The sequence below is a fragment of the Halomonas sp. AOP22-C1-8 genome (assembly GCF_052378905.1).
Classification (GTDB): Bacteria; Pseudomonadota; Gammaproteobacteria; order Pseudomonadales; family Halomonadaceae; genus Vreelandella; species Vreelandella citrativorans.
Map to the genome: position 1 here is coordinate 25094 of NZ_JBQSYD010000025.1, position 24325 is coordinate 49418.

A 24325-nucleotide genomic window follows, 5' to 3' on the forward strand; every position below is an offset into this window, starting at 1 on the left:
ATTTTGAATACGTCTCATGTTTATAAATAATTTTTTGTAGGATTGGCATGCGCTTAACCTCTATCCGCCTTGTTGGATTCAAGTCGTTTGTCGATCCGGTCACGGTGCCCTTCGACGGTAATATGACCGCGATTGTCGGCCCCAATGGCTGTGGCAAGTCCAATATTATCGACGCCGTGCGCTGGGTGATGGGCGAGTCCTCCGCTAAAACCCTGCGTGGCGAGTCCATGGCCGACGTTATCTTTAATGGTTCGACCGGGCGCAAACCGGTGAGCCAGGCGTCTATTGAGCTCAAGTTCGACAATCGCGACGGCACCATGGGTGGCGTGTATGCCCAATACGCGGAAATCGTGGTCAAACGGTTAGTGACCCGCGACGGCCAGTCCAACTACTTCTTCAATGGCCAAAAGTGCCGTCGACGGGATATCGCCGACCTGTTTATGGGCACCGGGCTTGGCCCGCGCTCCTATGCGATTATAGGCCAGGGCATGATCTCGCGATTGATTGAAGCTCGCCCCGATGATTTGCGTTCAACGCTTGAAGAAGCCGCGGGCATTTCCAAATACAAGGAGCGCCGCCGCGAAACCGAAAATCGTATGCGGCGCACCCAGGAAAACCTTGAGCGTTTGGACGATATTCGCGAGGAGCTGGATAAACAGCTTGAGCGCTTAAAGCGCCAGGCCGAAGCGGCCAAACGCTATCAGGAGTTAAAGCAGCAGGAGTACCGGCTTAAAGGCGAGCTGGCACTGCTACGCGGGCGCACCTTGCGGGCAGAGCAGTCGCAGCAGGAGAGCCGGGTTCGCGAGCTGGAAATCTCAGTTGAAAAAGATGTGTTTGGCGTACGCCAGTGCGAAACCCGCCTGGAGCAAGCCCGCGAGCAGCACGATGAGCTGGCCGAGGTGTTGGAACGCCATCAGCAGCAGTTTTTTGAAACCACCACGCGCATTGCACGGCTAGAGCAGGACCAGGCTCACCGGCGTAGCCGTGAGTCCCAGCTAGCCAACGATATTGCCACTGCACGGCGCGAGCTGGATGAGCAACGCCTGGTGAGCGAAGGCGACCGAGAGCGTCTTGCCGCCATCGACGAACGCTTTGAGGATCTGGCGCCCGAACACGAAGTGCTGGAAGAGCAGCTGGACGCCCTGGAACAGGCCTTGGCCGATGCTACCCCCGCCATGGAAGCCGCCGAGCAGCAGTGGTCGGACGCCGAAAACCGCTGGCGCGATGCCAGCCGCGAAGCCGACCGCAGCCAGGACCAGCTACGCGATTTAGAGCAGCGTATTCAACGCTTACAGGCAGAGAGCCAGCGGCGGCGCCAGCAGCGCGGCGATTTGGCGGACTTGAGCGCGCTACGCGAAGAGCACGCTCAGTTCCAGGCACAGTTGGAAGAAGCTGAAGAGCGTTCCGAAGCCTTCACCCAAACGCGTGAACAGTGGCAGCAGCAGTACAGCGATGCCAAACAGCGTTATCAACAGGCAACGCTTACCCGTGATGATAAACGCGCTGAATTGAGCCAGCGCCAGGGTGAGCTGGCCTCGCTGCAAACCTTGATGGATGCCGCGCTGGCCGACCATGACCCGGACATGGAAGCAACCCTGGCAACCCACGGGCTAAGTAATGCCCCCCGCCTGGGTGAAACCCTCAGCGTGACACCCGGTTGGGAGACGGTCATTTCCTGGCTGTTGGCGCCCTGGTTGAATGCTCGCCTGGTCGCAAGCCACCAGCTTGCCGCACTGCCGCAGGCGCTGGCTACCGACTGGTGTTTGATTGATGAGCAAGCGCCCGCCGCTTCAACCCAGGGCCAGCGGCTGGATTCACTGGTAAGCGGCGCTGGTGCGATAGGTGCATGGTTAGCAAGTATTCACTACGTTGAGTCCGGCGCCGAGGCTGAGCAGCTTGCGCCCGGCCTTGCAGCGGGAGAAAGCGTTGTTAGCCGTGACGGCGTTTGGCGGGGGCGCGGCTGGCTGCATCAGCAGGCCAATGGCGAAGGCGTTGATGCCTTACTGGTAACGCGGCGCCGTTTCAAGGAGCTGGACGCCCTGCGCGAGCAGGATGAAGAAGCGCTGGCGCTGGCTGAAGAACAGTGCGAAACGACCAGTGAGACTATTGAAGCCCTGGAGCTTTCCCGTGAACAGCAGGCTGAGCAGGAGCGTGGCCATGCTGCAAGCGTTCAGCAGTTGGCCATTAAAGAGCGTAGCGCTGCCCAAAAGCTGGAGCATTTGGAGAGCCGGGCCACCGAGCTTGATGCGGAGCTTGGGCAACTGCAAGAGGATGAAGCGGCGTTAACGCTTACCCTGGAGGAGCAGCGTGCCCGCTGGCACGTGGCGATGGAAACGCTGGAAACCACTGCACAAGCACGCGAAGAGGCCAGCGAGCAGCGTGGCCGCCAGCGCGAACAGCGCGACCAACTGACTCAGCAACACGGCCCGTTAAAAGCACAGCAGCAGACGTTGGCATTAGAGCGTGAACGGTTAACCGCTGAGCGGAGTAGTTTGCGCGCCCAGCAGACGCGCTCCAGCGAAAGCGAAGAGCGCTTGACGCTACGCATAGCAGAGCTAGAAGAGTCACGGGAAACGCTACTTGAGCCGGACGAGTTGGCCGGTGAAGAGCTTGAAGAGCTACTACATCAGCGTGAGCAGCAGGAGCGCCGCCTTAACGAAACGCGCCAGCAGGCCCAGTCGCTGACAGAACAGCTGCGCAATGATGAGCTGGCCCGCCAGCAGCACGAACGCAATCTTGAACAGAGCCGCGAGCAGCTTCAGCAGCGGCGTATGGATGTTCAGGCGCTGGCGCTAAAAGCGGCCACGCAAGATGAGCAACTGGCCGAACTGGGGCATGACGCCGATGCCCTGGCCGAGAACCTGCCAAGCGATGCCAGTGAGCAGGTTTGGCAGGAGCGTTTGGAAAGCACTGGCGAGAAGATACGCCGCCTGGGCGCCATTAATCTGGCAGCGATTGAGGAGTACGACCAGCAGGCCGAGCGACGCAACTATTTGGAAGCCCAGCACGCCGAACTGACCGAAGCGCTGGAAACCCTGGAGCGAGCGATCAAGCGTATCGACCAGGAAACGCGGGTACGTTTCAAGGAAACGTTTGATCAAGTGAATAGCGGTTTGCAGGAGCTCTTTCCCCGCGTGTTTGGCGGTGGGGCGGCCTGGCTAACGCTTACCGGTGATGATCTTCTGGAAACCGGGGTGGCGATCATGGCGCGTCCACCGGGCAAGAAGAACAGCACGATTCATCTGCTCTCCGGTGGGGAAAAAGCGCTGACTGCGCTTTCGTTGGTGTTCTCGATCTTCCAGCTCAACCCTGCGCCGTTCTGTATGCTCGATGAAGTTGACGCGCCGCTGGATGATGCCAACGTGGGGCGATACGCCAAGCTCGTAAAAGAGATGTCGGAAAACGTTCAGTTCATCTATATCACCCACAACAAGATTGCCATGGAAGCCGCCGAGCGCCTGATGGGGGTGACCATGCAGGAACCCGGCGTGTCGCGCCTGGTATCGGTGGGGATTGATGAAGCCGCAGCGCTGGTGGACTAGGCGAATTAAGGCAGAATTTTCTTAGCCTTCGCCCAGCTCGCGCATCACTGCATACAGCCTGGATTTGGCTTCAAAGCCTACGCCCGGAATATCGGGCAGGCCGACGTAGCCATTTTCAACCTGAATGCCGTCAGCGAAGCCACCAAACGGCTGGAAGACATCCGGATAGGATTCGTTGCCGCCCAGGTGTAAGCCAGCGGCGATATTCAGTGACATTTGGTGACCACCGTGGGGTACGACGCGGCGTGATGACCAGCCAAACTCATCCATCACGTTCAGCGTGCGCATGTACTCCACCAGCCCGTAGGAGAGGGCGCAGTCGAACTGCACGAAATCGCGGTCGGCACGCATGCCGCCATGGCGTAGCAGGTTGCGGGCGTCCTGGTGCGAGAACAGGTTTTCGCCGGTCGCCATGGGTAATTCATAGTGGTTGGCAAGCTCCGCCTGAAGCGCGTAATCCAGCGGGTCACCGGCTTCTTCGTACCAGAAGAGGTTATAAGGCTTCAGCGCTTCGGCGTAAGCGATTGCCGTTTTCAGGTCAAAGCGCCCGTTAGCATCTACCGCCAGGCGGCTGCCATCGCCAACAACTTCAAGCACGGCTTCGATACGCCGAATATCTTCCTCAAGCGATGCGCCGCCAATCTTCATTTTTACCACGTTGTAGCCACGCGCCAGGTAGCTGCGCATTTCGTCCTGCAGCCTGGTGTGGTCTTTACCAGGGTAGTAGTAGCCGCCAGCCGCATACACCCAGACCTTATCGTCGGCTTGGCCGTTTCGATAACGCTCGGCAAGCAGCTGGTAGAGCGGTTTGCCCTCAATTTTGGCGACTGCATCCCAAATTGCCATGTCGATCGTGCCTACCGCGACCGAGCGCTCGCCATGCCCGCCGGGCTTTTCGTTCTTCATCAGGGTGTCCCAGATAGCAAACGGGTCCAGGTTGTCGCGGGCGTGATCAATGAGCGTGTCGGGGTTGGCCTCGGTGATTCTATCCAGAAAGCGGTCACGCATGAGCGCTCCCTGGCCATAGCGCCCGTTGGAGTTAAAACCGTAGCCAATCACGGGTTTACCGTCGCGTATCACATCAGTGATGACGGCCACGACCGAACAGGTCATTTTGGAAAAATCGATATAAGCGTTGGCAATCGGGGAGGCAATCGAAACGGTTTTCTCGCGAATATCCACAATACGCATGGCAAGCTCCTTGGTGGTTAAGTGCTTAACCCTATGCGTGACAAGGAGGGCTGCCCAATGCTATTACTAGGTGCTCCCATGCTGAAACGGCATTGCCCCATGGAACTCGTCTGGTTAGAAGACTTTACCGCCCTTGCCGAGCACGGCAGTTTTGTACGTGCTGCAAACGCCCGACATATTACCCAGCCCGCGTTCAGCCGACGGATCCGCGCGTTTGAACAGTGGATGGGCGTTAGCCTGTTTATTCGCACCCCACAGGGCACCACGCTCACCGACGCCGGTAAGCACATACAGGCCAGCGCGTTTGACGCGATTGGCCGACTGTACCGCTTGCGGGCTGAAGCACAGCAAATTGCCGGGGAAGCGACCCGAACGTTGCAATTTGCAGCGACGCACTCGCTGTCATTTACGTTCTTCCCCCGTTGGATAAGAGCCCTGGAGCAGGGAGCGCCCATGGAGGCCGTGCGCCTTCACTCGGATACAATGTCCACGTGTGAGCAGTTGTTGTTACAAGGTGACTGCCAGTTCTTGTTAAGCCATCGGCATTGCGCTGTTCCCTCACGGTTATCGCCTGACCAGTTTGAGAGTATAAAGGTGGGCGAGGATTCGCTGATTCCACTGGTGGGAAAAGAATTAAGCAGTTCTCAGTGCCTGGAAGTGTTGCCTTACCTGGGATATACCGATGCTTCGGGATTAGGCCGTGTTGTTAACCACTGGCTTAATGAAAATGCCACCTCTCTTATAAGTGCGCCTCGCTTTACCAGCCACTTGGCCGCGGTGTTGATGTCCATGGTATTGGAAAATAAAGGCTTGGCATGGATACCTAAAAGCCTTTCAGAACAAGAGATTAGCGATGGTCGGTTAGTGCGTGCATTGGATGATTCGTGGGATATACCGTTAGAAATACATCTGACCCGACCACGTGTATTAGCCAGCCACTTTGCGAACGCATTCTGGCAAAAGCTGTCCAACGGTTAAGCAAATAACTGCTACAACTGTTAACAAATTGAGTAGAAATAATAAAAAAATGTGTAAAAACGCTCAACTTATCTATATTGATCATTATAAAATTGTGGTTAATGCTATGGTAGATTTACCTTGAACTAGTGTGGCTGAGCTGGATTAAAGCCTTTTGCTGTTTTTATATACAGTAGTGGCAGGTTGGTTGTTAAGCTCGCTTCGCTTTAAGAATTAAGTAAACATTAAGTAAGATAGATGCAGTACATATACACCAGGATTAAAGAGCAGATTCACGACCTGAATAATAGCAACTGAGTCTGATCACGATGAACGTCAATATTGCTTAGAAAACGTCAGGAACTGTACTTAGGAACTGTGCTTAGGAACTGTGCCATAACGTAGAAATCGCTAAAAAATGGCTCTATTTATAGTAACCGCGCTATGCTAGTGGTATTTATTTACCACCTGAAAGGTTTTCACTCAGGTATGGCGCTTTAGTAACCGGTTAAATGACCCATGGAATGTTCGACATGGAACTAAGAGAATGGTTAATCATTTTAGGACTGGCGTTGGTGTCGCTCATCGTAGTCGACGGTGTGCGACGACTCCAACGCCAGCGGCGCGTCCCTCGTCTGGACCAGGCGGTTAAGGACCTTCCCGAGGCGAAGCTAACCGAGCTGGATGATGAGGCTAAAGAAGCCGAAATTAGCTGGGAGCTTCCGAACGGTGGCGCACGTGTCGTTAAACCTGCGGACTATAGTGGGGTCGGCGCGAAACCCAAGTTGGAACGTCAAGACCATCCAGGGCCTTCCAGAGTGCTATCCGAATTTAGGCGCTCCTTTGCCAATGCGGTCCCTAAGCGTAAAGCGACTGCTCCGCCAGTGGATACAGCAGCATCTGCACAGCCTCAGCGCCAGGCCGCTGCGCCTAAAGCACGCCCGGCTGACATTGATCGTCGAGAGCCAAGCATCTTCCCGAATAGCGACGCTCCAGCTGACGTGAGCCAGGTTGAACCCCAGCCAACGGCACAAGCCAATCCTGTTAACACTCAGCCGGTAGACAAAACAGCGTCAGAAGCGCATGCGCCTATTGCCGAGCAAGTGCCAACCCAAAGCAAGCCACACACTGGAGAGCCGTCTATCTCCCTATCTACTGCCAACGAAGAGTCCGTTGCTGCGAAAGAAGAGCCTGTCGCGGTGAATGAATCCGTCGCGGTGAATAAGGAGAGCCCCGCTGAGCCGGTCCTCGCTGTTGAAACAGACGCCGATCCTGTGTTGCGTGCAGAGCCAGAAGATGCCGCTTCGGCCAGGGCGCCCAAGCGTCGTCAACTGCGTGAAGATACGGCCGGCGAGTATGACGAGCTGGATGATGATGCCGTTGATGAGTATCGACTGGTCGATTTTGAGGGTATGGGCCGCTCGCTTAAACGTCGCCTGATACAGCGTCGTCAGGAAAAAGCCCGTAAGAAAGCTGAAAAGGCCAAGCGTGCTGAAGCCGCCGCCAAGCTGAAAGCAGAGCGCAAAGCGCTTGAAGCCGAGCAGCGCCGTGAAGCAAAAGAAGCTGCCGAGGCAGAAAAAGCCCGCATTGCCCAGGAACAGGCCGAAGCCCGCGAAGCCGCCGAAATTGCTGCGGAAGCGCAACGGGCCGCTGCACGCCATGACGAGTCTGAACCTGCTTATGCGCATGAAACATCAGCGGATCAGTACGATGACTATGAAGCCTACGATGAAGCGCCGGTGCGTGGCTCGCGTGATAATGTCGTACGTGCTCACCCAACGCTTGAAAAAGCGTTGCGTCATGATGTGCCGGGTGAACATGCCAAAGAAACATTGACCAACGCCGATGAGGTGGTGGTTATCAGCGTGCTCTCCCGGGACCCGGAAGGCTTCGATGGCAGCAAGTTGCTGGATCTCATTATGGCGTGCGGCCTACGCTACAGCCGTGCCATGGGTGTGTTCCACCGCTTTGAAACAGAAAGTGACGACAGCGAACTTCAGTTCTCAATGATTAACGTTGTTAAACCCGGCACATTCCCTATTGAAGAGATGGGTGAGTTTGTAACGCCAGGGATCACCTTTCTGATGCCCTTGCCAGGAGCGGTCGACAGCTCTGCAGCCTTTGAAGCCATGGTGGAAACCGCTATGGTCGTGGTTCGCCATATGAGTGGCGAGCTGAAGGATGAGAATCGTAGCGTCATGACGGCTCAAACCATTGAGTTTGCCCGCCAGCGGGTGCATGAGTTTGAACGCCGCCACCGCCTGCATCGCCACATGCAAGCCCACTAAGTAGCGCTTGCTGTTAAACACCCGCCTTCTTGCAGAAGGCGGGTGTTTTTGTTCCAGGATGTGTCTTTTTGTGATTGATTTTAGCCCGTACGATGGAAACCAACGTTAATGAGTCAGCCTGACCCCCAAGTGCTGGAAGCAGTCACCCAGCTGCGCGCCGAGCTTGATGAAGCCAACTACCGTTACTACGTATTGGATGAGCCAACGTTATCAGACGCTGACTACGACCGGAGACTGCAACGCTTAAAGCAGCTGGAAGCTGAAAACCCAACGCTCGTCTCTCCGGATTCACCGACTCAGCGCGTGGGTGCGGCCCCTGCTGATGGGTTTCCTTCGGTCGCCCACGCCATCCCCATGCTCTCGCTGGATAACGCGTTTAGCGGCGGCGACATCGTGGCCTTTGCTGAGCGCGTCGCAGAGCGCTTGGAGTGCGCAGCAGATGACGTTGAGTTTACCTGTGAACCGAAGCTTGATGGCGCTGCGGTATCGCTGGTGTATGAGCAGGGCGTGCTGGTGAGTGGCGCCACCCGTGGCGATGGCCGCACTGGGGAAGGCATTACCTCTAACCTGCGTACGCTGCGCTCGGTGCCTTTAAAGCTAATGGGCAAGCAGATCCCTGAGCTTTTGGAAGTGCGCGGTGAAGTCATCATGCGCCACCAGGGGTTTGAAGCGCTTAACGAGCGTGCACGCGAGGAGGGCAGTAAGGTATTTGCCAACCCGCGTAACGCCGCTGCCGGTAGTTTACGTCAGTTGAACCCCGAGATTACTGCTACCCGCCCGTTGGAGTTTCATGCCTATCAGGCGGCGCGTCTGGAACCGGACATGGGCGACACCACGCATAGCGCACTAATGGATCGACTGGTAACGCTGGGCTTTCGCGCCAGCGCGGAGCTAAAGGTGTTGACTGGCCCGCAGGCGGTCGTTGAGTATTGCGAGCAGTTGGGTGAGAAGCGCGACCAGTTGGGCTACGACATCGACGGCGTGGTGATCAAGGTGAATGCACTGCGCTATCAGCGTGAACTTGGGTTTGTGGCTCGCGCTCCCCGCTGGGCAACGGCGTTTAAGTACCCCGCTCAGGAAGAGATCACCACGCTTAACGACGTTGAGTTTCAGGTAGGCCGTACGGGTGCCATCACGCCAGTGGCAAGGCTTGAGCCCGTTAGCGTCGCAGGCGTTACCGTATCCAACGCGACGCTGCACAACGCTGATGAAATCACCCGCCTGGATGTCATGATTGGCGATACAGTAGCTATTCGCCGCGCAGGCGATGTGATTCCCCAAGTGGTCCGGGTCGATAAGGAAAAACGTCCAATAGACGCGCAGCCGATTGTGTTCCCCGAGCACTGCCCGGTGTGCGGTTCGGATATCGAACGCGTGGCAGGCGAAGCGGTAGCGCGCTGCTCGGGTGGGCTTTTCTGCGCTGCCCAGCGTAAAGAAGCGCTCAAACACTTCTCCAGCCGCAAGGCCCTGGATGTAGATGGCCTAGGCGTCAAACTGATCGACCAACTGGTAGAGCTGGATTGGGTGAAAACACCTGCCGACCTGTTTCACCTGACGGTTGAGCAATGGCAGAGCTTGCCGCGTATGGGCGAAAAATCGTCCATTAATCTGGTCAACGCGCTGGATAAAGCTCGTCATACGACGCTCGCTCGGTTTATCTACGCGTTGGGCATTCGTGAAGTGGGGGAGGCCACCGCTGCCAACTTGGCGAGCCATTTTGGAACGTTGCAAGCGCTTCAAGCAGCCGAACAGGCAGCGCTTGAGGCGGTCAACGATGTTGGCCCCATTGTGGCGGCCCACGTGCATACCTTTTTCCGCCAGCCCCATAACCAGGAGACCCTGGCTGCCTTGATTGAGGCAGGCGTCACCTGGCAGGAAGCCGACGTTACCCAAGGCCCTAGACCGCTAGAAGGTCAAACCTGGGTACTGACGGGCGCCATGGAAAGCATGACCCGTGACGAGGGCAAGGCTCGGCTACAGGCGCTTGGCGCCAAAGTAGCGGGTAGCGTTTCGAAAAAGACCACGGCGCTGGTCGCCGGTGAAGCGGCCGGTAGTAAGTTAACCAAAGCGGAACAGCTGGGCGTAGAGGTTGTGGATGAAGCCACCTTTATTGAACGCCTTGCGCAGTGGGAGCAGAGCGAATGAGCCGTTTCATCGAAGTACCCGCCCGCATGTTGCCGCCGGAAACCCTCGATGCGTTGCTGGAGGCGTTTGTTACCCGGCAGGGTTATGACACCACCGATACCGGCACGGGGATGAAAGGGTGGGTCGACGAGCTTAAACAGCAGTTGGCGCGCAGTGAGCTGATTATTGCCCATGACCTCAAGCTTGAAATGACCGAAGTAATGACCCTGGCGCAGTGGCGTTCCTTCGGTCGTGATCTGGCAGATGATGAGGAAGAGGGTGACTACTGACCGCGAATAATCGCGCTGATAATACGTCGCCCAGGATGAAGATGGTCGACCAACTGAGCCTCAAGCGGCATGGGGTCGTCAAGCAGCCGGGAGGCAATAAGCTCGGCGCATAACGGCGCACTGGAAAGCCCGCGAGAGCCGTGGGCGGTAGATATCCACAACCCTGGGTAGTGCTCCCCGGGGGCATTTGGCACCCGCGAGGCATCTTTTGCCAGCACGGCATAGTCTGACTGCCAGACCGAGGCATTGGGGACTGGGCCTGCATAGGGCGTTTTATCAGGGCTGGCTGCACGTACCGCCGCACGCCCTTCAAGCGCCTGTGGAGTCAGGTAGGTGCCTGCGCTTTCAAGTTCTGCCACCAGCGCTGGAAGCGTTTGGCGAAGCTCGTCAATATTGCGCTGGTGGTCGGAATCGGTCACTTCGGTAGAAGCATTGTTGGGCACGAAGCTTGCCCCAAACGTAAGCACCCCTTCAATGGCGGGCGACACATAGCCACCGGCGCATACCACCCGCTCCGGGCCTTTTACGCCGGCGGGAAGCCTCACCTCACTGACCTGGCCGCGCACCTGTTGGAGCGGCAGATTGGCCGTCTGAGCATACATATTGGCGTAGTGAGCGCTTGCAATCACCACCTGGTCTGCACTTATCGTATTTCCATCAGAAAGTGCGAGCTGCCAGCTCTTGTCTTCACGCTTAAGGGACGTAACATCGCCCTGTCTCAGCGTGATATTAGGCGTTTGGAGTAAGTGCTCACATAACGCTTTGGGCCGCACCCAGCCTGCATGTGGGTAAAACAGGGCGTGTTTGGCTTCAATGGCCACACCGGCTTTCTCACTCAACCCTTGGGTAAGCGGCGACACCACGCTTTCGGGAAGCGAATGCTGCTCGCTAAAGCGCTGCTGGCGCTTGGCCTCTTTCGCGTTGGTGGCCAGTTGCACGACGCCGCAGGGCTGCCAAAGCGTCGGAACCTTTAGCTGATTAAGCCAGCGCTGGCTGTATAAAAGGCCGGAAAGATAAAACCGGCTTTGGTAGTTGGTGTCGGCCGCAAGCTTCACATAAAGCGCCCCTTGGCGATTACCCGAGCCGCCTGCGCCGGGTGCTTCGCGTTCGATCACCGTCACATTAACGCCACGCTTGGCAAGCGCTGCCGCCACGCTGCACCCGGCGATCCCTGCTCCGATAACCGCCACCTGCTGCGTGGGGAGAGGCGCTGGCGGCGTAAACCAGGGCGTTGCCTCACGGCGCTTATCGGTAGGCGGTGTGTCAATCATGCCTGCCAGTATTTCGCGCTTACGCCCGCAGCCCGGGACTTTTTTCCAGCTAAAGCCTGCCGCTTTCAAGCCCCGCTTAACAATGCCCGCACAGGTGAACGTGGCAAAGGTGGCCCCCGGTCGAGAGCGCGCCGCCATGGCTTCAAACAGCTCGGGCTGCCACATTTGTGGATTTTTAGAAGGCGCAAAGCCGTCCAGAAACCAGGCATCGACCTGGCCATCTAACAGCGTCAGCCGCTCGGTGGTATCGCCATAATGCAGATCCAGCGTCACGCGGTCGCTCAGGTGCAGGCGGTGTACGCCGCTAACCGGTGAGGGCCACTGCTCGCAAAGCAGCTGTGAATAACCGGCAAGCGACGGCCAGGCGCGTAGGGCGCGCCCAAGCGATACCTGATCCAGAGGATATTTTTCTGTGGATAAAAAATGCAGCCGTGCCCCGGCGGGCGCGTGCTGCTCAAAACAGGCCCAGGCGCACAGCATATTAAGCCCCGTGCCAAAGCCGGTTTCCCCGATCACAAAGGCGCGCGTGTTTTTCCAAGCGGCAAATCGCTCAGGCAAGCGGTTGGTATTTAAAAAAACGTGCTCGGTTTCTTCAAGACCGCCCTCACGGGAAAAATACACGTCATCAAAATCATCCGAGTGCGGTGAAGTGTCACTCCAGGTGAGCAATGGCGCGCTTAACGCCGTTAAAGGGGGTAAATCAGTAAGGCGTTGAGGCACGCAGATATCCGTAATGACAGAAGTGGTTAAAAAGTAGTCAATTTGTTAATCAGGGCGCTATCTCTGGCTTAGCGAAAAGCGTCCGCCGGGTTTGCACAGAGTTTTCCACAGGCTCTGTGAATTAGCAGGCGGACCCTCCACACTCGCCCTAATCGGTCAAGGCAAAACTTTCTTGAACGGCTTAACAATTACCTTGGCATAGACACCTGCAATGATGTATGGGTCGGCGTCAGCCCAGCCCTGAGCGGCTTCCAGACTGTCGAATTCAGCCACCACCAGGCTGCCGCTAAAACCCGCGTCGCCGGGGTTTTCAGTATCAGCAGCGGGGTGCGGGCCTGCGAGCACCAAGCGACCTTCATCGCGTAGTGCTTCCAAGCGCGCCAAGTGGTCCGGGCGGGCCGCCAGGCGGCGTTCAAGGCTATTCGATACATCTTCACTAATAATGGCGTAGAGCATGGGGATAACTCCTTAAAAGCATGCAGTAAAGCGCCCTATGCAGCATTGACCGCATCCACATAAGCGCGCACCATGGCGAGCGTTTGTAAATCGTCCCACGCGCAGCGCTGTGAACACCAGGTCTTTTGAACACAGCACATTATGACTGTTCGTGGTAGACATCCCTATTCTGACAAACTCGCCACATGACGTCATGCCCATGCCTCTACTTCCTGCAACGTTACTTCCTGCGGTGTTTGATGCCGATCAGCGCTACACGGCTGACCTGCATATGCACTCAACGGCGTCGGATGGCGCGTTAACCCCCACGGAGTTAGTGTCGCTGTGCGCAGCGCGCGGCCTTACCCACATGGCGTTGACGGACCATGACACCATGGACGGCATCGACGAGGCCGGGAAGGCGGCGATACAAGCCGGGCTATGCCTGGTGCCCGGCTGTGAGTTATCCACTCGCTGGCAAGGCATCAACATCCACGTAGTGGCGCTGATGCCCGGTGGCCTGCAAGGCCTGCTGATTGAAGGGCTTGAACAGCAGCGCCAGGCGCGTATTCAGCGCGCTGAAGTGATCGCCGAGCGGTTAGAGAAAGTGGGCCTTAAAAATGCTTTGGAAAAAGCCCGTGAGCAGGCAGGTAGTGACCGCCCGTTAGGTCGACCTGATTTTGCCCGCGCGTTAGTGGCCGAGGGGGTTGTGGCCGATTGGGCCACTGCGTTTAAACGCTACCTGGGCAGCGGTAAAAAAGGCGATGTTAAAGCTCACTGGCCAGAAATCAGCGAAGTCGTCGAGTGGGTGGTGGCCTCTGGTGGCGTTGCGGTGATTGCGCATCCTTTACGCTACGGCTTAACCCGGCGTAAGCGAGGGCAGTTAATGGATACCTTTCAGGCCGCAGGCGGTGACGCGGTTGAATTGGTCAGCGGCCAGCAGAATCCGGATGTCACAAGGGACCTTGCCCGTCAAATGGTCGAGCGTGGGCTTTATGCCTCGTTAGGCAGCGACTTCCACTTTCCCGGCAGCCACGCCGCACCAGGCAGCATGAGCATGGTGCCGCGCACGGCCGCGCCGCCCATTTGGCAGCACCCTCGCTTAGCGCATTTACGCGATGCCCCCGCTGGTCCATTAGCCGCTGCGTCAGCTATGGTATGAGTAAGCGTTTGATAAAAGCGAATACCCTAATGGACTGAAACGCGCCCACGGGCAGGAGCAGACAATGAGCCAATATTTCCAGATTCATCCAGAAAACCCACAAAAGCGCCTGATTGATCAAGCGATCGAGATTATTCGCAAAGGCGGTGTGGTGGCTTATCCCACTGACTCAGGTTACGCGTTAGGCTGTCATCTGGGCGAAAAGAAGGCTATTGAAAAGATCAAGTGGTTGCGCTCGCTGGATGACAAGCACAACTTTACGCTGATGTGCTCGGACCTTTCGGAAATTGGCACCTACGCCAAGGTAGATAATGCGGTGTTTCGGCTGCTGAAAGCGCATACACCAGGACCGTACACCTACATTCTGGATGCCACGACAGAAGTCCCGCGCCTGCTGCTGCACCCCAAACGTCGCTCCATTGGCGTACGCGTACCTGATCACCGGATTGCTCATGCGCTACTGCAAGCGCTTGGCGAACCGCTAATGAGCGTTACGCTGATTCCGGTGGGGGAAGACCTTCCCATGAGCGACCCAGAGGAAATTCGTGACCGCTTTGAAGCGCATTTGGACCTGATTATTGACGGTGGCGCCTGCCACCTGGACCCCACCAGCGTCATCGACCTGCGAGAGCTACCGCCCAAAATTGTCCGTGCCGGACGCGGTGACACGGCTCCCTTCGAAAGTTAAGCCCTTCGAAAGCCAACCCTTTCTCCACGTTGTGCCAGCCCCAAACCGGGGAGGACACAACGCGGGGTTAATAAGTAGTCAGTAGATTTTAAGGCTCTTGCGGTGGCGTTTCCTTTTTGGGGTCTTCCGTCGTTTCATCCAGCCAGGTGCCACAACGAAGGCAGTAGAGTGCGTCTTTTTCGTGACGGTCATGGCCGCATCTTGGGCACGCTTCATCGGAGTAGCGGTCTTCACGGATCGAGCGGATGACCTGGGCTGAAAAAATGCCGGTAGGCACGGCGATAATCGAGTAACCAATCAGGATGAGAAGCACAGTAATCGCTTTGCCAAGCGCTGTGCCCGGTACGATATCGCCATACCCCACCGTGGTAACGCTGACCACCGCCCAGTAGATCGACATGGGAATACTGGTAAAGCCGCTTTCCGGCGACTCGATGGTATACATCAGCGCGGCAAACATGGTGACAACCATAAAAATACTGCAGAAAAACAGCAGTACCTGGCGCACGCTACGCTTTAATGCTTCGATCAGCAGTCGTCCTTCGCCCACAAATTCCATCAGGCGCAGGATACGGAAAATGCGCAGCACGCGGAGTATGCGAATAATCACCAGCGCATGAAAGCCGGGCATCAGCAGTACCAGCCAGGCTGGCAGGATGGAGATTAGATCGACCACGCCATAAAAGCTTTTCAGATAGATAGTAGGACGTTCAAGGCAGTAGATGCGTACCGCAAGCTCTACGGTGAACAGAATCGTAAAGCCCCACTCCAGGTAGTAGAAAAGCCAGCCATACTCCTGGGAAACCTCCTGAACACTGCCGAGCAGAATGACGGCGACGCTGCCCAAAATCATCACAATCAGCGCAATATCGAATCCCTTGGCAGTGGGCGTGTCGGACTCGAAAATAACGTGAAACAGCTGTGTGCGAAGCCCTTCCGCGGCAGGGGTCAGGTTAAAACTCATGGCGATCCTGATGAAATGAACAATCACTTATCACAGTGATTAGGTCTATGGGCAAACGTGCTTGAATCTATCTAAAACAACGTGAAGGTTAGCTTAGCTCGCGTTGCAGCGCTAAACGATGGGAAAGCGTCAGGAGCGTTACTCCATAGGCAATACGGGGTTGCCCAGTGTCATCTAGCGCTGTGGATAGGTGAGCCGCCTGGGCCTTCATGTCCTCGGGCAGTGATGCGTGTTCGGCTAAGCGGGTCAGCGCCTCATGGGTAAGGTTTAGGAACGGGCGCTGCTGGTTGTCGTGGTAGGCATCAAGGGCAAGCGTTGCCCGGTGTAGCCATTCAGCAGGTGTCGTTGCGTTAGGAAGCGGCCACTGTTGGGCGCGCAAGGCGTTACCCCGCGATGCCTTGCTGCTATCAGATGGGCGAAGCGGAACCTGTTCTGCCAGCGCAATCGCCAGCGACCAGAGCGCTTGCGGGTCACCGTTTTTAAGCTCCAGTTCTACTTCACAAATGGGCGTGCGGTAGTCACCACTTTCAATTTCGCCTTCATCCAGTACCAGCTCAATCTGGCTGCCCTGCCAGTCGAGCTGCCAGCTGTATCGAGTAAAGTCGGTGCGCAATATGGGGGCTAGATGCGTTAGTCGTTCTCTGAGCACTTTGTGGGCAGGCCCATTATTGACTGGCTCGTCGCTGAAAGGTGGCAGTGCGGCGAGACCTGTCTGGTCGAGTTCAGCGCATGCGACCGGCCACTCCCACTCCTGGCGGCTGGATAATCCGCCACCCCCCTGGCCCGCCGTTTTTACCGTTTGCAGCACGCGGCCATCAACTTGACGAAGACGCACCGCGATTCGTGCGTTGGCCAGGTCATGGGTCGGTGTGTCGAAGTAGGTATTGGCTAAGGTCTGGATTAACGGTGTTTTTGTGTCGAGCAAAGGGTGGTGCTTGAGCGCCTCAATACTGGCTTGGGCAAGCGCAAGTTTTATCTCTACTTCGATTGGTGTTGCATTTTTCATGACAATAGCCACTCTTAAACGTGAAGTACTGGTTAAATTTTTGCTACCAATATGAAGTTTTCATGACGGCGGCGAGCGCACTCTTTATACTGGCGTCGCCATTTCCAGGCTCCCCCGAAAACAGGCTAAAAGGCTCTATGGTTACCTCCAACCCTTTTTCCGCGATGTTTGGCCGCTCGCCATTCCAGCCGCTGCTGGCCCACATCGTCAAGGCCAATGAATGCGCCGACCAACTGTTACCGTTTTTTGAAGCATCGCTTGCTGGCGATTGGGATACCGCCACTGAGCTGCGTGAAAACGTAACCCGTTTAGAACACGAAGCGGATGTGCTGAAAACGGATCTACGGCTCAACCTGCCCAGCACCATGTTTCTGCCGGTTTCACGGTCTGATCTACTGGATTTGATTAGCGTCCAGGACAAAATCGCCAACAAGGTGCGCGACATTACCGGCATTATGCTAGGCCGTAAAATGCGCGTGCCTGATGAGCTCGCTGATCCGATGCGCGATTATATGGCGACTAGCGTGGCATGTGTGGCCCAAGCGCGCCAGGCCCTTGAAGAGCTGATGGAGCTTTTAGAGTCAGGCTTTGGGCGTAACGTCGCGGATGTTATGAGCAACATGATCCGTGAGCTGCATAACCTTGAACACCAGGCAGATAGTCAGCAGGTGGCCATTCGTCGCCAGCTGTTTCAGCTTGAAAGCCAACTACCGCCCGTCGATGTGATCTTTCTTTACAAGATTATCGAATGGGTGGGTGAAGTGTCTGACCGTGCTGAGCGCGTAGGCAGTCGCTTGCAGATTTTGACCGCACGCTAAGGGAAACCAATGCAAATTATTGCCCAGTACGGCGAGATATTTATTATTCTGGCCTGTTTATTTGGCTTTTTCATGGCGTGGGGCGTCGGCGCAAACGATGTTGCCAACGCCATGGGAACGTCGGTGGGGTCGAAAGCGATCACCATCAAGCAAGCCATCATCATTGCTGTTATTTTCGAATTTTTAGGTGCCTGGCTTGCCGGTGGTGAGGTTACCGCCACCATTCGTGGCGGCATCATTGATCCCAACCTGCTTGAAGCCAACCCACAGTTTTTGGTTTACGGCATGCTGTCAGCGCTGTTGGCGGCAGGTATTTGGCTGATGGTCGCTTCTGCCCGTGGCTGGCCGGTGTCGACCACACACTCCATTGTTGGTGCCATCGTCGGTTTCGCGGCGGTAGGGTTAGGCGTTGATGCGGTGGCTTGGGACAAGGTCGGCCAGATTGCCTCTAGTTGGGCTATTTCTCCGCTGATTGCCGGTACCATCGGCTATATGCTGTTTAAGTCGGTACACCACTTGATTTTCGAGAGTTCAGATCCGTTAGCGGCGGCCAAGCGCTATGTGCCGGGCTATATATTTTTGGTCGGCTTTATTGTTGCCATGGTGACGCTGACCAAAGGCCTTTCCCATGTTGGTCTGCATCTTAGCTTCAGCGAAAGCCTGCTGCTTTCGATTCTGATTGGTGTGCTGATCATGGGCCTTGGCATAGTGATGCAGCGGCGTATCAAGTACACCAAGAACGCCAATGACCACTTTGGCTATGCCAATGTTGAGCGTGTTTTCGGCGTGCTGATGATCTTTACCGCGTGTGCCATGGCCTTTGCTCACGGTTCCAACGATGTCGCCAATGCGGTGGGGCCGCTGGCCGCCGTCATAAGTGTCGTGCGCAGCGAAGGTATGATTGATAGCGCGGCGTTAGTGCCCTGGTGGGTGCTGATATTGGGCGGCGCGGGTATCGTCGTTGGTCTGGTGACGTATGGGCGTCGAGTAATTGCGACCGTGGGCACCGGGATCACCGAGCTCACTCCTAGCCGTGGCTTTGCCGCAACGCTTGCCGCGGCGAGTACCGTCGTCGTTGCCTCGGGCACGGGCCTGCCAATTTCAACGACCCATACGCTGGTCGGCGCGGTGTTGGGTGTCGGGCTGGCGCGCGGTATGGCGGCACTTAACCTGCGCGTTATTGGCACCATTGTTGTCTCGTGGTTGATTACCCTGCCCGCCGGTGCAGGCTTAGCGATTGTGTTCTTCTTTATGTTTAAAGGCATGTTCGGCTAACGGTGTAACAGGCGGCGCCACCCGGCGCACGCCCGCACGAAAAGCCTCAAGATCAGCGGCACCTTCATGCAGATTTGCGCTAGCCGATTTGCAATAGAAGGTGCCGCTGTTTTTTGCGCTCTGGTAAAGTAGCGCGAGTAGTGTTGTAAACGTCGTTTTTTCTTTCACCTGCTGCCGGAGAGCGGCCCTTGGATAAGCATTTCCCCTTTGTTGATTGGTTTCGTAACGCATCCCCCTACATTAATGCGCACCGGGGGCGAACCTTCGTCATCTTGATTGAAGGAGAAGCCATGGCGTCTGGCCGTGGGGAGCAATTGATCCAGGATTTAGCCCTGCTGCATACCTTGGGCGTGCGCTTGGTGGTGGTATTTGGCACCCGCCCGCAAGTGCAGGAAGCGCTTGGCCAGGCCGGTGTTGAACCCATGCGCATTAACGGACGCTGGGTGGCCGACCGCGCCGTAATGACCCATGTAGAGCAGGTCGCTGCCCACCAGCGGCTTTGGCTTGAAGCACGGTTATCGCTTGGCCTGCCCAGCACGCCGCTTCACGGTGTAGAGCTTAGCGTGATTTCCGGGAACCTGGTCACCGCCAAGCCCTTGGGCGTTCGGGAAGGGGTGGACTTTGATCATAGCGGCGAAGTACGCCGCGTTCGGGCTGGCGCCATTGAAGGGCTGCTCGACAAGGGCTCGCTGGTGCTCCTGCCGCCGCTGGGTTTCTCAAGCACCGGCGAAGTGTTCGACCTTGACGCCGCGGAAGTGGCCCAGCATGCCGCCGTAGCGCTTAAGGCCGACAAGTTGATCCTGCTGGGCGAATCAGAAGGCTTACAGGATGAAGGGGGCGCCTTACTGCGCCAGCTAACGCCTGCCGATGCTGAGCCCCGGCTTGAGAGCGCGCTGCCCGGCAGCGAGCTTGCCCGCCACCTTCAAGCTGCGTGTAACGCTGCACGAGAGGGGGTGGCCCGCACCCACCTGTTGTCGTGGCGCAATCACGATGCGCTGCTGGGTGAGCTTTTTACCCGCGACGGCGTGGGCACCATGATTACCCAGCACCGCTATGAGCAACTACGCCCGGCTAAGCTCAACGATATAGCAGGGCTTCTGGAGTTGCTTGAACCGCTGGAGCGCCGCGGCATGCTAGTGGCGCGCTCGCGTGAGCGTTTGGAGCATGAAATTGATGACTATATGGTTATCGAGCGCGATGGCATGGTGATTGGCTGCGCCGCGCTGCACGTGTTCCCTAACACCACGGTTGCCGAGTTGGCCTGCGTGGCTGTGCACGGTAACTACCGCGGGGGCGAACGCGGTGAGCGCTTAATGGAAGCGCTGGAGCGCCGCGCACGCCAACGCGGTGTTAGCGAAATATTTGTATTAACCACCCACACGGCCCACTGGTTTGTGGAGCACGGCTTCCAAACGGCCAGCCTGGATGATTTGCCGCCCTTGAGGCGCGAAGCTTATAACCACGCACGTAAATCCAAGGTGTTGGTAAAGACACTAACAGGCTAGCCAAGCGTTAGGAGTGCAGGATAAAAGTAGCGCGTGGTAACGAGCGAAGCGAGGCACCCGCGAAAGGGCGGCGAAGCCGCCCCAGCTCTCCCCCGGCATTTAATTCAAATGCCGGGCTTACGTATTTAAAATAACCCCACCGTTCAGGTGGATCGTCTGCCCCGTCATGTACGAAGACTCTTCACTTGCCAGGTACACATAGGCAGGCCCCATTTCGCTCGGTTGCCCGGCGCGATTCATGGGTACTTGCCCGCCAAACTCGGCGACTTTCTCATCGTCAAAGCTTGCGGGGATCAGCGGTGTCCATACCGGGCCTGGGGCAACAGCATTCACCCGAATGCCGCGACCGACCAGCGACATGGCAAGCGAGCGCATTAACCCCTGGATGGCCCCTTTAGTGGCGCTGTAATCGATCAGCGTGTTGTTGCCTTTAAAGGCATTAATGGAGGAGGTGGCAATAATGGTATCGCCTTCCTCCAGATGAGGTAACGCCGCCTTGGAAAGGTAGAAATGGCTAAACAGATTGGTCTGAAAGGTGCGTGTTATCTGATCATCGGGGATCTCGGTCAGATCGCTCCAGTCGTACTGTTCGGCTGCATTGTTGACCAGAATATTAAGCTTGCCGAAGTGGTCTAGCGTTTTTTTAACGATGTCACGACAAAAGGCGGGGTCAGCTACATCGCCCTGTAATACCAGGCAGCGGCGACCTTCCGCTTCCACCAGAGCTTGCGTATCTTCGGCATCTTTAGGCTCTTTAAGGTGAACAATCACGCTATCGGCGCCTTCACGGGCGTAATGTACCGCTACCGCGCGCCCAATACCGCTATCACCGCCGGTAATAATCGCTACCTTATCAACAAGCTTATCGGTGCCTTTATAGCTATCACGAATAAATTCAGGTTCCGGACGCATCTCATGCTCATCACCGGGCTGTTTATTCTGGTGCTGAGGCGGCTGTTTCTGATCGCTCATGTGCAGTGACTCCTTGTTGGGACGTTAATCCTTCCTCTACGAAAAGCCGTGGCCTAATCGTATTCCTGCGTTACTTACACTAGCGCAAGGTTTTATCAAGAGCCAATTCAAGTATTACCGTAACGTTTGATTTATAAAAGATTGAATTATTATAAAGTTCGAGGTTAATGGATGAAGGGTTTTTATAGGCTTGAGCTGGTATAGATGAGTTGTTTGTCCTTTTAATCTTTTTTATCAACCATGTAATGCGTTTGTTGAGGTTTGATGTTTATTTAAGTAGATATTTAAAGGATGGATTAGGTGTTTTAGACCCTGATGAACAAAGGTCATCAGCTTGAGAGGATGCCGCTATTTATCCCTGCTGGATGTGAGTAAAGGCAGCAGTGGCGGGAGGTCAAGGCGGATTGGTTGATGTTTGTTAAAGGCTGGTTTTTGCTTTTAATTAAATGTTTTTTGATATTGGTTAAATAGTGGTGCCGTAAGGGTGTGCTCAAGGTTATAAATTGACAGGGAGTATTGGGTAACTATAGTAAAAAAGCCGATTTATATTAAACGACTATTTAGGTGGTGAGCTCGTTATCTAGTGCGTGTGTTTAATTGATTAGCGGTTCAGTTCGTTTTGTTTCAAGCCACTGTTTGTTAACTGCTTGTTAATAAGTGTTTGTTAGTACGTGCTGGTTAACAAGTACGTTAACGCGTGAAACGACAAGGAGGAAGTAACAAATGAATGATTATGGAAAACAGGCTGACCCAGGTTCTTCAAATACCGACTCGCTCAAACAGCAAGGGCGCGACGCGGCACATGACGTAGGTGAAGCGGCTCAGCATCAGGCTGAAAGCTTTTACAATCAGCAGCGTGATACCGCCACCGAGCAGTCGCAAAAATTTACCAGCGCTTTTCGTAAGATGGCTGATGAGTTTGATCATCAAGATCAGCCGTACTTCTCACAACAGGCGAGAAAGTTTGCCGATACAGCTGATCGTTTTTCAGACAAGCTACGCAACAAGGACTTAAACAGCATCTGCCAGGAAGCGAAAAGCTTCAGCGAGCGTGAGCCTGCCTTGTTCTTTGGCGGGGCAATTGCGGCTGGTTTTTTGGTGACACGCTTCTTGCGTAGCTCAGGCAAGCATTCGCACTCATCTGGCGGTTCAAACCGTTATTCAAACGGCCCAAGTAGTTATGCTCATCCGTCATCGGGTGCTTATTCAAGCCATGAGTCTCCTACGCCTGAGAACCCGGAAGGTGGCGTGATGGGTGGGGCATCTTCGCGTGCCTCGGACCCCACACAGCAACGCTCAGCGCCTACGGCAACGCCCGGCGGCACGGCTGATACCACTACTGCTAGGCCAGGTTCAACCAATCAGCCCGGTGGCTCCGGTCGGCTGTAGCTGGCCTGTGTAGCCGCCAGCTGTGGATCAGCCTGTCGCCAGGTTTAAAAGATTGAGTTGAACGCCCTTAATCAAGGGCAAGAGAGGTTATGAATGGATTCAGATCACAATACGCCCCCACAAGGCGCGTCGGTCGGCTCGCTTTTATCGACGGTGATGCAGGAAATAACGTCGTTAGTGCGCAACGAAACCGAGCTTGCCAAGGCAGAGGTGTCGGAAAAAACGCATCAGGCTATGATCACCTTAGCGGCCATTGCGGTCGCAGGCGCGGTGCTTTTAGGCGGCTTTCTCACGCTGCTTGCCGCCCTTGTCTTTATGCTCAATGAGGTGCTTCCTCCTGATATGACGCCTTGGCTCTCTGCCATTATCGTAGGCGTGGTGGTATCGGTAATTGGCATTGTGATGCTTAAAAGTGGGCTTGCCAAACTTCAGGCGCGCAACCTGGTGCCTGATCGTACGTTGCATAGCCTACAGGCCGACAGGGAGCTCGCCAAAGAGCATAGGCATAACGTCAAGGAGGAGTTGAAATGAGCGATCACAGCCATAACGACAGCCACAGCGATATCCATAACCAGCGCGACCACCATGACCATCGCAGCACTGAAGAGATTGAAAAGGACATTCATCGCTCACGTGAACGCCTTGACGCCACGCTGCATGAAATTGAGGAGCGCTTCTCTCCTCAACAGCTGTTAAACAGCTCTTATGATTATATTCGTCATGGCGGTGCTAACGAGTTTGCATCCAACCTGGGCGCAACAATCAAGCAGCACCCGCTACCGTTTTTGATGACCACTGCCGGTCTTGGTTGGTTGATGCTTTCCCAGCGTCACCCGAACCATGAACGGCGCCATCAGCATGCATCTTCGCACCGCTATGCCGATGAACATGCGGTGAGCGGTTCTCACGGCTCGCCGGGAGTGCCGGTTCATGAGGGCACGCATACCGATGATGGAACGCCTATCTATAGCGGTACGCCAGGCTACGTTGCCGGTAATCCAGCACAGCATGGCAGTAGCAAAGGCCGTATGAGCAGCATGAAAGAGGGCGCGAAAGACAAGGCTCATCATATTAGCCAAAAGGCCAGAGATACTGCTCACCAGCTTGGCGACAAAGCACATCATCTTGGCGAAAAGGCACAGCACATGGGAGGCAGTATGCGAGACACCACATCCCACCTTCAGCACGGCACGCGGGATCACCTGCACAACATGTCGGATCGCGCTCGCCACGCGGGCAGTCAATCCTCTGAGTTTATTCAGGAGCACCCGCTGGTTGTCGGTGCGCTAGGGTTTGCGCTGGGTGCTGCGTTAGCGGGGCTGTTCCCCACGACGCGTAAAGAGGATGAATACATGGGCGAATACCGTGACCGCGCCTTGCACAAGGCATCCGAAGCGGGCCACGAGCAGGTGGATAAAGCCCAGCAAAAGATTCATGAAAAAGCCGAGCACATGAAAGAAGACGCGCATTCTGACCACACGCATTCAACGTCCGGCCAGCCTTCAGCGTCTTATGCAACGCCGGGCATGTCATCAAGCAGCAGCCCCACAGGCCATGGTTCGGCTTCAAGCATTAGCGCAAGCACCACGGGCGCCACGCCGAATACGGCCAAGGGAGTCACCGAACCCGGCCTTGCAGGCTCCAGTGCGCCCTCCGGTAATACGCAAGGCAACGACACCTTGACGCCACCCAGGCGTTAATCAGGCAAGCAGACGCTCTTATCTTGTC

General features: G+C 55.9%; 20 protein-coding genes. 13 read left to right on the forward strand and 7 right to left on the reverse strand.

Features of this window, described 5'->3' with window-relative positions:
• Positions 1–47: 47 nt before the first annotated feature.
• Positions 48–3542 (forward strand): chromosome segregation protein SMC, encoded by a 3495-nt coding sequence (smc, locus tag ACT3TY_RS13535; protein WP_444628581.1) that lies wholly within the window; start codon positions 48–50, stop codon positions 3540–3542.
• Positions 3543–3563: 21 nt separating this feature from the next.
• On the opposite strand, the gene ACT3TY_RS13540 is transcribed toward smc, so the two are convergent.
• A complete protein-coding gene (locus ACT3TY_RS13540) occupies positions 3564–4733 on the reverse strand; it encodes a mandelate racemase/muconate lactonizing enzyme family protein (protein WP_444628583.1) in 1170 nt (389 codons plus the stop codon).
• Between the two features lie 57 nt (positions 4734–4790).
• On the opposite strand from ACT3TY_RS13540, the gene ACT3TY_RS13545 reads away from it, so the two are divergent.
• From ACT3TY_RS13545 to ACT3TY_RS13560, 4 genes are all read left to right on the forward strand, one after another.
• Positions 4791–5711 (forward strand): LysR family transcriptional regulator, encoded by a 921-nt coding sequence (locus ACT3TY_RS13545; RefSeq protein WP_441678008.1) that lies wholly within the window; start codon positions 4791–4793, stop codon positions 5709–5711.
• A 512-nt stretch (positions 5712–6223) separates the two neighbouring features.
• Positions 6224–7978 carry a cell division protein ZipA gene (gene zipA, locus ACT3TY_RS13550; RefSeq protein ID WP_442353073.1) on the forward strand — a complete coding sequence of 585 codons (1755 nt, stop codon included), beginning with the start codon at positions 6224–6226 and terminating at the stop codon, positions 7976–7978.
• A 108-nt stretch (positions 7979–8086) separates the two neighbouring features.
• Positions 8087–10123 carry an NAD-dependent DNA ligase LigA gene (gene ligA / locus ACT3TY_RS13555; RefSeq protein WP_442353074.1) on the forward strand — a complete coding sequence of 679 codons (2037 nt, stop codon included), beginning with the start codon at positions 8087–8089 and terminating at the stop codon, positions 10121–10123.
• A complete protein-coding gene (locus ACT3TY_RS13560) occupies positions 10120–10392 on the forward strand; it encodes a YheU family protein (protein ID WP_172118191.1) in 273 nt (90 codons plus the stop codon). The genes ligA and ACT3TY_RS13560 overlap by 4 nt, the downstream gene beginning before the upstream one ends.
• Here ACT3TY_RS13560 and mnmC read toward each other — a convergent pair.
• Together mnmC and ACT3TY_RS13570 are read right to left on the reverse strand one after the other, a co-directional pair.
• Entirely contained in the window at positions 10386–12383 is a 1998-nt protein-coding gene (gene mnmC / locus ACT3TY_RS13565; RefSeq protein ID WP_442353075.1) for a bifunctional tRNA (5-methylaminomethyl-2-thiouridine)(34)-methyltransferase MnmD/FAD-dependent 5-carboxymethylaminomethyl-2-thiouridine(34) oxidoreductase MnmC, read from the reverse strand. The genes ACT3TY_RS13560 and mnmC overlap by 7 nt on opposite strands.
• Positions 12384–12539: 156 nt before the next feature.
• Positions 12540–12839: a YciI family protein gene (locus tag ACT3TY_RS13570; protein WP_442353076.1), complete on the reverse strand. Its 300-nt coding sequence runs from the start codon at positions 12837–12839 to the stop codon at positions 12540–12542.
• Positions 12840–13038: 199 nt separating this feature from the next.
• On the opposite strand from ACT3TY_RS13570, the gene ACT3TY_RS13575 reads away from it, so the two are divergent.
• Positions 13039–13980, forward strand: coding sequence for a PHP domain-containing protein (locus ACT3TY_RS13575; protein WP_444622335.1), 942 nt, complete (start codon positions 13039–13041; stop codon positions 13978–13980).
• 64 nt (positions 13981–14044) lie between these two features.
• Positions 14045–14668 carry an L-threonylcarbamoyladenylate synthase gene (locus ACT3TY_RS13580; RefSeq protein ID WP_442353078.1) on the forward strand — a complete coding sequence of 208 codons (624 nt, stop codon included), beginning with the start codon at positions 14045–14047 and terminating at the stop codon, positions 14666–14668.
• Between the two features lie 88 nt (positions 14669–14756).
• On the opposite strand, the gene ACT3TY_RS13585 is transcribed toward ACT3TY_RS13580, so the two are convergent.
• Together ACT3TY_RS13585 and ACT3TY_RS13590 are read right to left on the reverse strand one after the other, a co-directional pair.
• A complete protein-coding gene (locus ACT3TY_RS13585; protein WP_444628585.1) occupies positions 14757–15632 on the reverse strand; it encodes an ion transporter in 876 nt (291 codons plus the stop codon).
• Between the two features lie 88 nt (positions 15633–15720).
• Complete coding sequence (locus ACT3TY_RS13590) at positions 15721–16638, reverse strand: CYTH domain-containing protein (protein WP_442353080.1); 918 nt, start codon at positions 16636–16638, stop codon at positions 15721–15723.
• A gap of 137 nt (positions 16639–16775) precedes the next feature.
• On the opposite strand from ACT3TY_RS13590, the gene ACT3TY_RS13595 reads away from it, so the two are divergent.
• Positions 16776–17456: a TIGR00153 family protein gene (locus ACT3TY_RS13595; RefSeq protein WP_193055358.1), complete on the forward strand. Its 681-nt coding sequence runs from the start codon at positions 16776–16778 to the stop codon at positions 17454–17456.
• 9 nt (positions 17457–17465) lie between these two features.
• Positions 17466–18731, forward strand: a complete 1266-nt coding sequence (locus ACT3TY_RS13600) for an inorganic phosphate transporter (RefSeq protein ID WP_172118183.1) — start codon at positions 17466–17468, stop codon at positions 18729–18731.
• On the opposite strand, the gene ACT3TY_RS13605 is transcribed toward ACT3TY_RS13600, so the two are convergent.
• Positions 18687–18962 (reverse strand): hypothetical protein, encoded by a 276-nt coding sequence (locus ACT3TY_RS13605; RefSeq protein WP_442353539.1) that lies wholly within the window; start codon positions 18960–18962, stop codon positions 18687–18689. The genes ACT3TY_RS13600 and ACT3TY_RS13605 overlap by 45 nt on opposite strands.
• Here ACT3TY_RS13605 and argA point away from each other — a divergent pair.
• Positions 18920–20236 carry an amino-acid N-acetyltransferase gene (gene argA, locus ACT3TY_RS13610; RefSeq protein ID WP_172118182.1) on the forward strand — a complete coding sequence of 439 codons (1317 nt, stop codon included), beginning with the start codon at positions 18920–18922 and terminating at the stop codon, positions 20234–20236. The genes ACT3TY_RS13605 and argA overlap by 43 nt on opposite strands.
• 117 nt (positions 20237–20353) lie before the next feature.
• Here argA and ACT3TY_RS13615 read toward each other — a convergent pair whose 3' ends face one another.
• On the reverse strand, positions 20354–21208 hold the full coding sequence (locus ACT3TY_RS13615; protein WP_444628586.1) for an SDR family oxidoreductase: 855 nt from the start codon (positions 21206–21208) through the stop codon (positions 20354–20356).
• Between the two features lie 723 nt (positions 21209–21931).
• Here ACT3TY_RS13615 and ACT3TY_RS13620 point away from each other — a divergent pair.
• The 3 genes from ACT3TY_RS13620 (at position 21932) to ACT3TY_RS13630 (ending at position 24297) form a co-directional block, all read left to right on the forward strand.
• Positions 21932–22597 (forward strand): hypothetical protein, encoded by a 666-nt coding sequence (locus ACT3TY_RS13620; protein WP_444628588.1) that lies wholly within the window; start codon positions 21932–21934, stop codon positions 22595–22597.
• Between the two features lie 93 nt (positions 22598–22690).
• The gene (locus tag ACT3TY_RS13625) at positions 22691–23128 is read left to right on the forward strand and encodes a phage holin family protein (RefSeq protein WP_444628590.1); all 438 of its coding nucleotides are present in this window, start codon (positions 22691–22693) and stop codon (positions 23126–23128) included.
• Entirely contained in the window at positions 23125–24297 is a 1173-nt protein-coding gene (locus tag ACT3TY_RS13630; RefSeq protein ID WP_444628591.1) for a DUF3618 domain-containing protein, read from the forward strand. The genes ACT3TY_RS13625 and ACT3TY_RS13630 overlap by 4 nt, the downstream gene beginning before the upstream one ends.
• Positions 24298–24325: the final 28 nt, after the last annotated feature.

Bases quoted from the DNA above. Each gene is read 5' to 3' on its own strand.
- smc (WP_444628581.1), top strand. From the start codon at position 48: ATGCGCTTAACCTCTATCCGCCTTGTTGGATTCAAGTCGTTTGTCGAT.
- ACT3TY_RS13540 (WP_444628583.1), bottom strand. From the start codon at position 4,733: ATGCGTATTGTGGATATTCGCGAGAAAACCGTTTCGATTGCCTCCCCG.
- ACT3TY_RS13545 (WP_441678008.1), top strand. From the start codon at position 4,791: ATGCTATTACTAGGTGCTCCCATGCTGAAACGGCATTGCCCCATGGAA.
- zipA (WP_442353073.1), top strand. From the start codon at position 6,224: ATGGAACTAAGAGAATGGTTAATCATTTTAGGACTGGCGTTGGTGTCG.
- ligA (WP_442353074.1), top strand. From the start codon at position 8,087: ATGAGTCAGCCTGACCCCCAAGTGCTGGAAGCAGTCACCCAGCTGCGC.
- ACT3TY_RS13560 (WP_172118191.1), top strand. From the start codon at position 10,120: ATGAGCCGTTTCATCGAAGTACCCGCCCGCATGTTGCCGCCGGAAACC.
- ACT3TY_RS13570 (WP_442353076.1), bottom strand. From the start codon at position 12,839: ATGCTCTACGCCATTATTAGTGAAGATGTATCGAATAGCCTTGAACGC.
- ACT3TY_RS13575 (WP_444622335.1), top strand. From the start codon at position 13,039: ATGCCTCTACTTCCTGCAACGTTACTTCCTGCGGTGTTTGATGCCGAT.
- ACT3TY_RS13580 (WP_442353078.1), top strand. From the start codon at position 14,045: ATGAGCCAATATTTCCAGATTCATCCAGAAAACCCACAAAAGCGCCTG.
- ACT3TY_RS13585 (WP_444628585.1), bottom strand. From the start codon at position 15,632: ATGAGTTTTAACCTGACCCCTGCCGCGGAAGGGCTTCGCACACAGCTG.
- ACT3TY_RS13590 (WP_442353080.1), bottom strand. From the start codon at position 16,638: ATGAAAAATGCAACACCAATCGAAGTAGAGATAAAACTTGCGCTTGCC.
- ACT3TY_RS13595 (WP_193055358.1), top strand. From the start codon at position 16,776: ATGGTTACCTCCAACCCTTTTTCCGCGATGTTTGGCCGCTCGCCATTC.
- ACT3TY_RS13600 (WP_172118183.1), top strand. From the start codon at position 17,466: ATGCAAATTATTGCCCAGTACGGCGAGATATTTATTATTCTGGCCTGT.
- ACT3TY_RS13605 (WP_442353539.1), bottom strand. From the start codon at position 18,962: ATGCGTTACGAAACCAATCAACAAAGGGGAAATGCTTATCCAAGGGCC.
- ACT3TY_RS13615 (WP_444628586.1), bottom strand. From the start codon at position 21,208: ATGAGCGATCAGAAACAGCCGCCTCAGCACCAGAATAAACAGCCCGGT.
- ACT3TY_RS13620 (WP_444628588.1), top strand. From the start codon at position 21,932: ATGAATGATTATGGAAAACAGGCTGACCCAGGTTCTTCAAATACCGAC.
- ACT3TY_RS13625 (WP_444628590.1), top strand. From the start codon at position 22,691: ATGGATTCAGATCACAATACGCCCCCACAAGGCGCGTCGGTCGGCTCG.
- ACT3TY_RS13630 (WP_444628591.1), top strand. From the start codon at position 23,125: ATGAGCGATCACAGCCATAACGACAGCCACAGCGATATCCATAACCAG.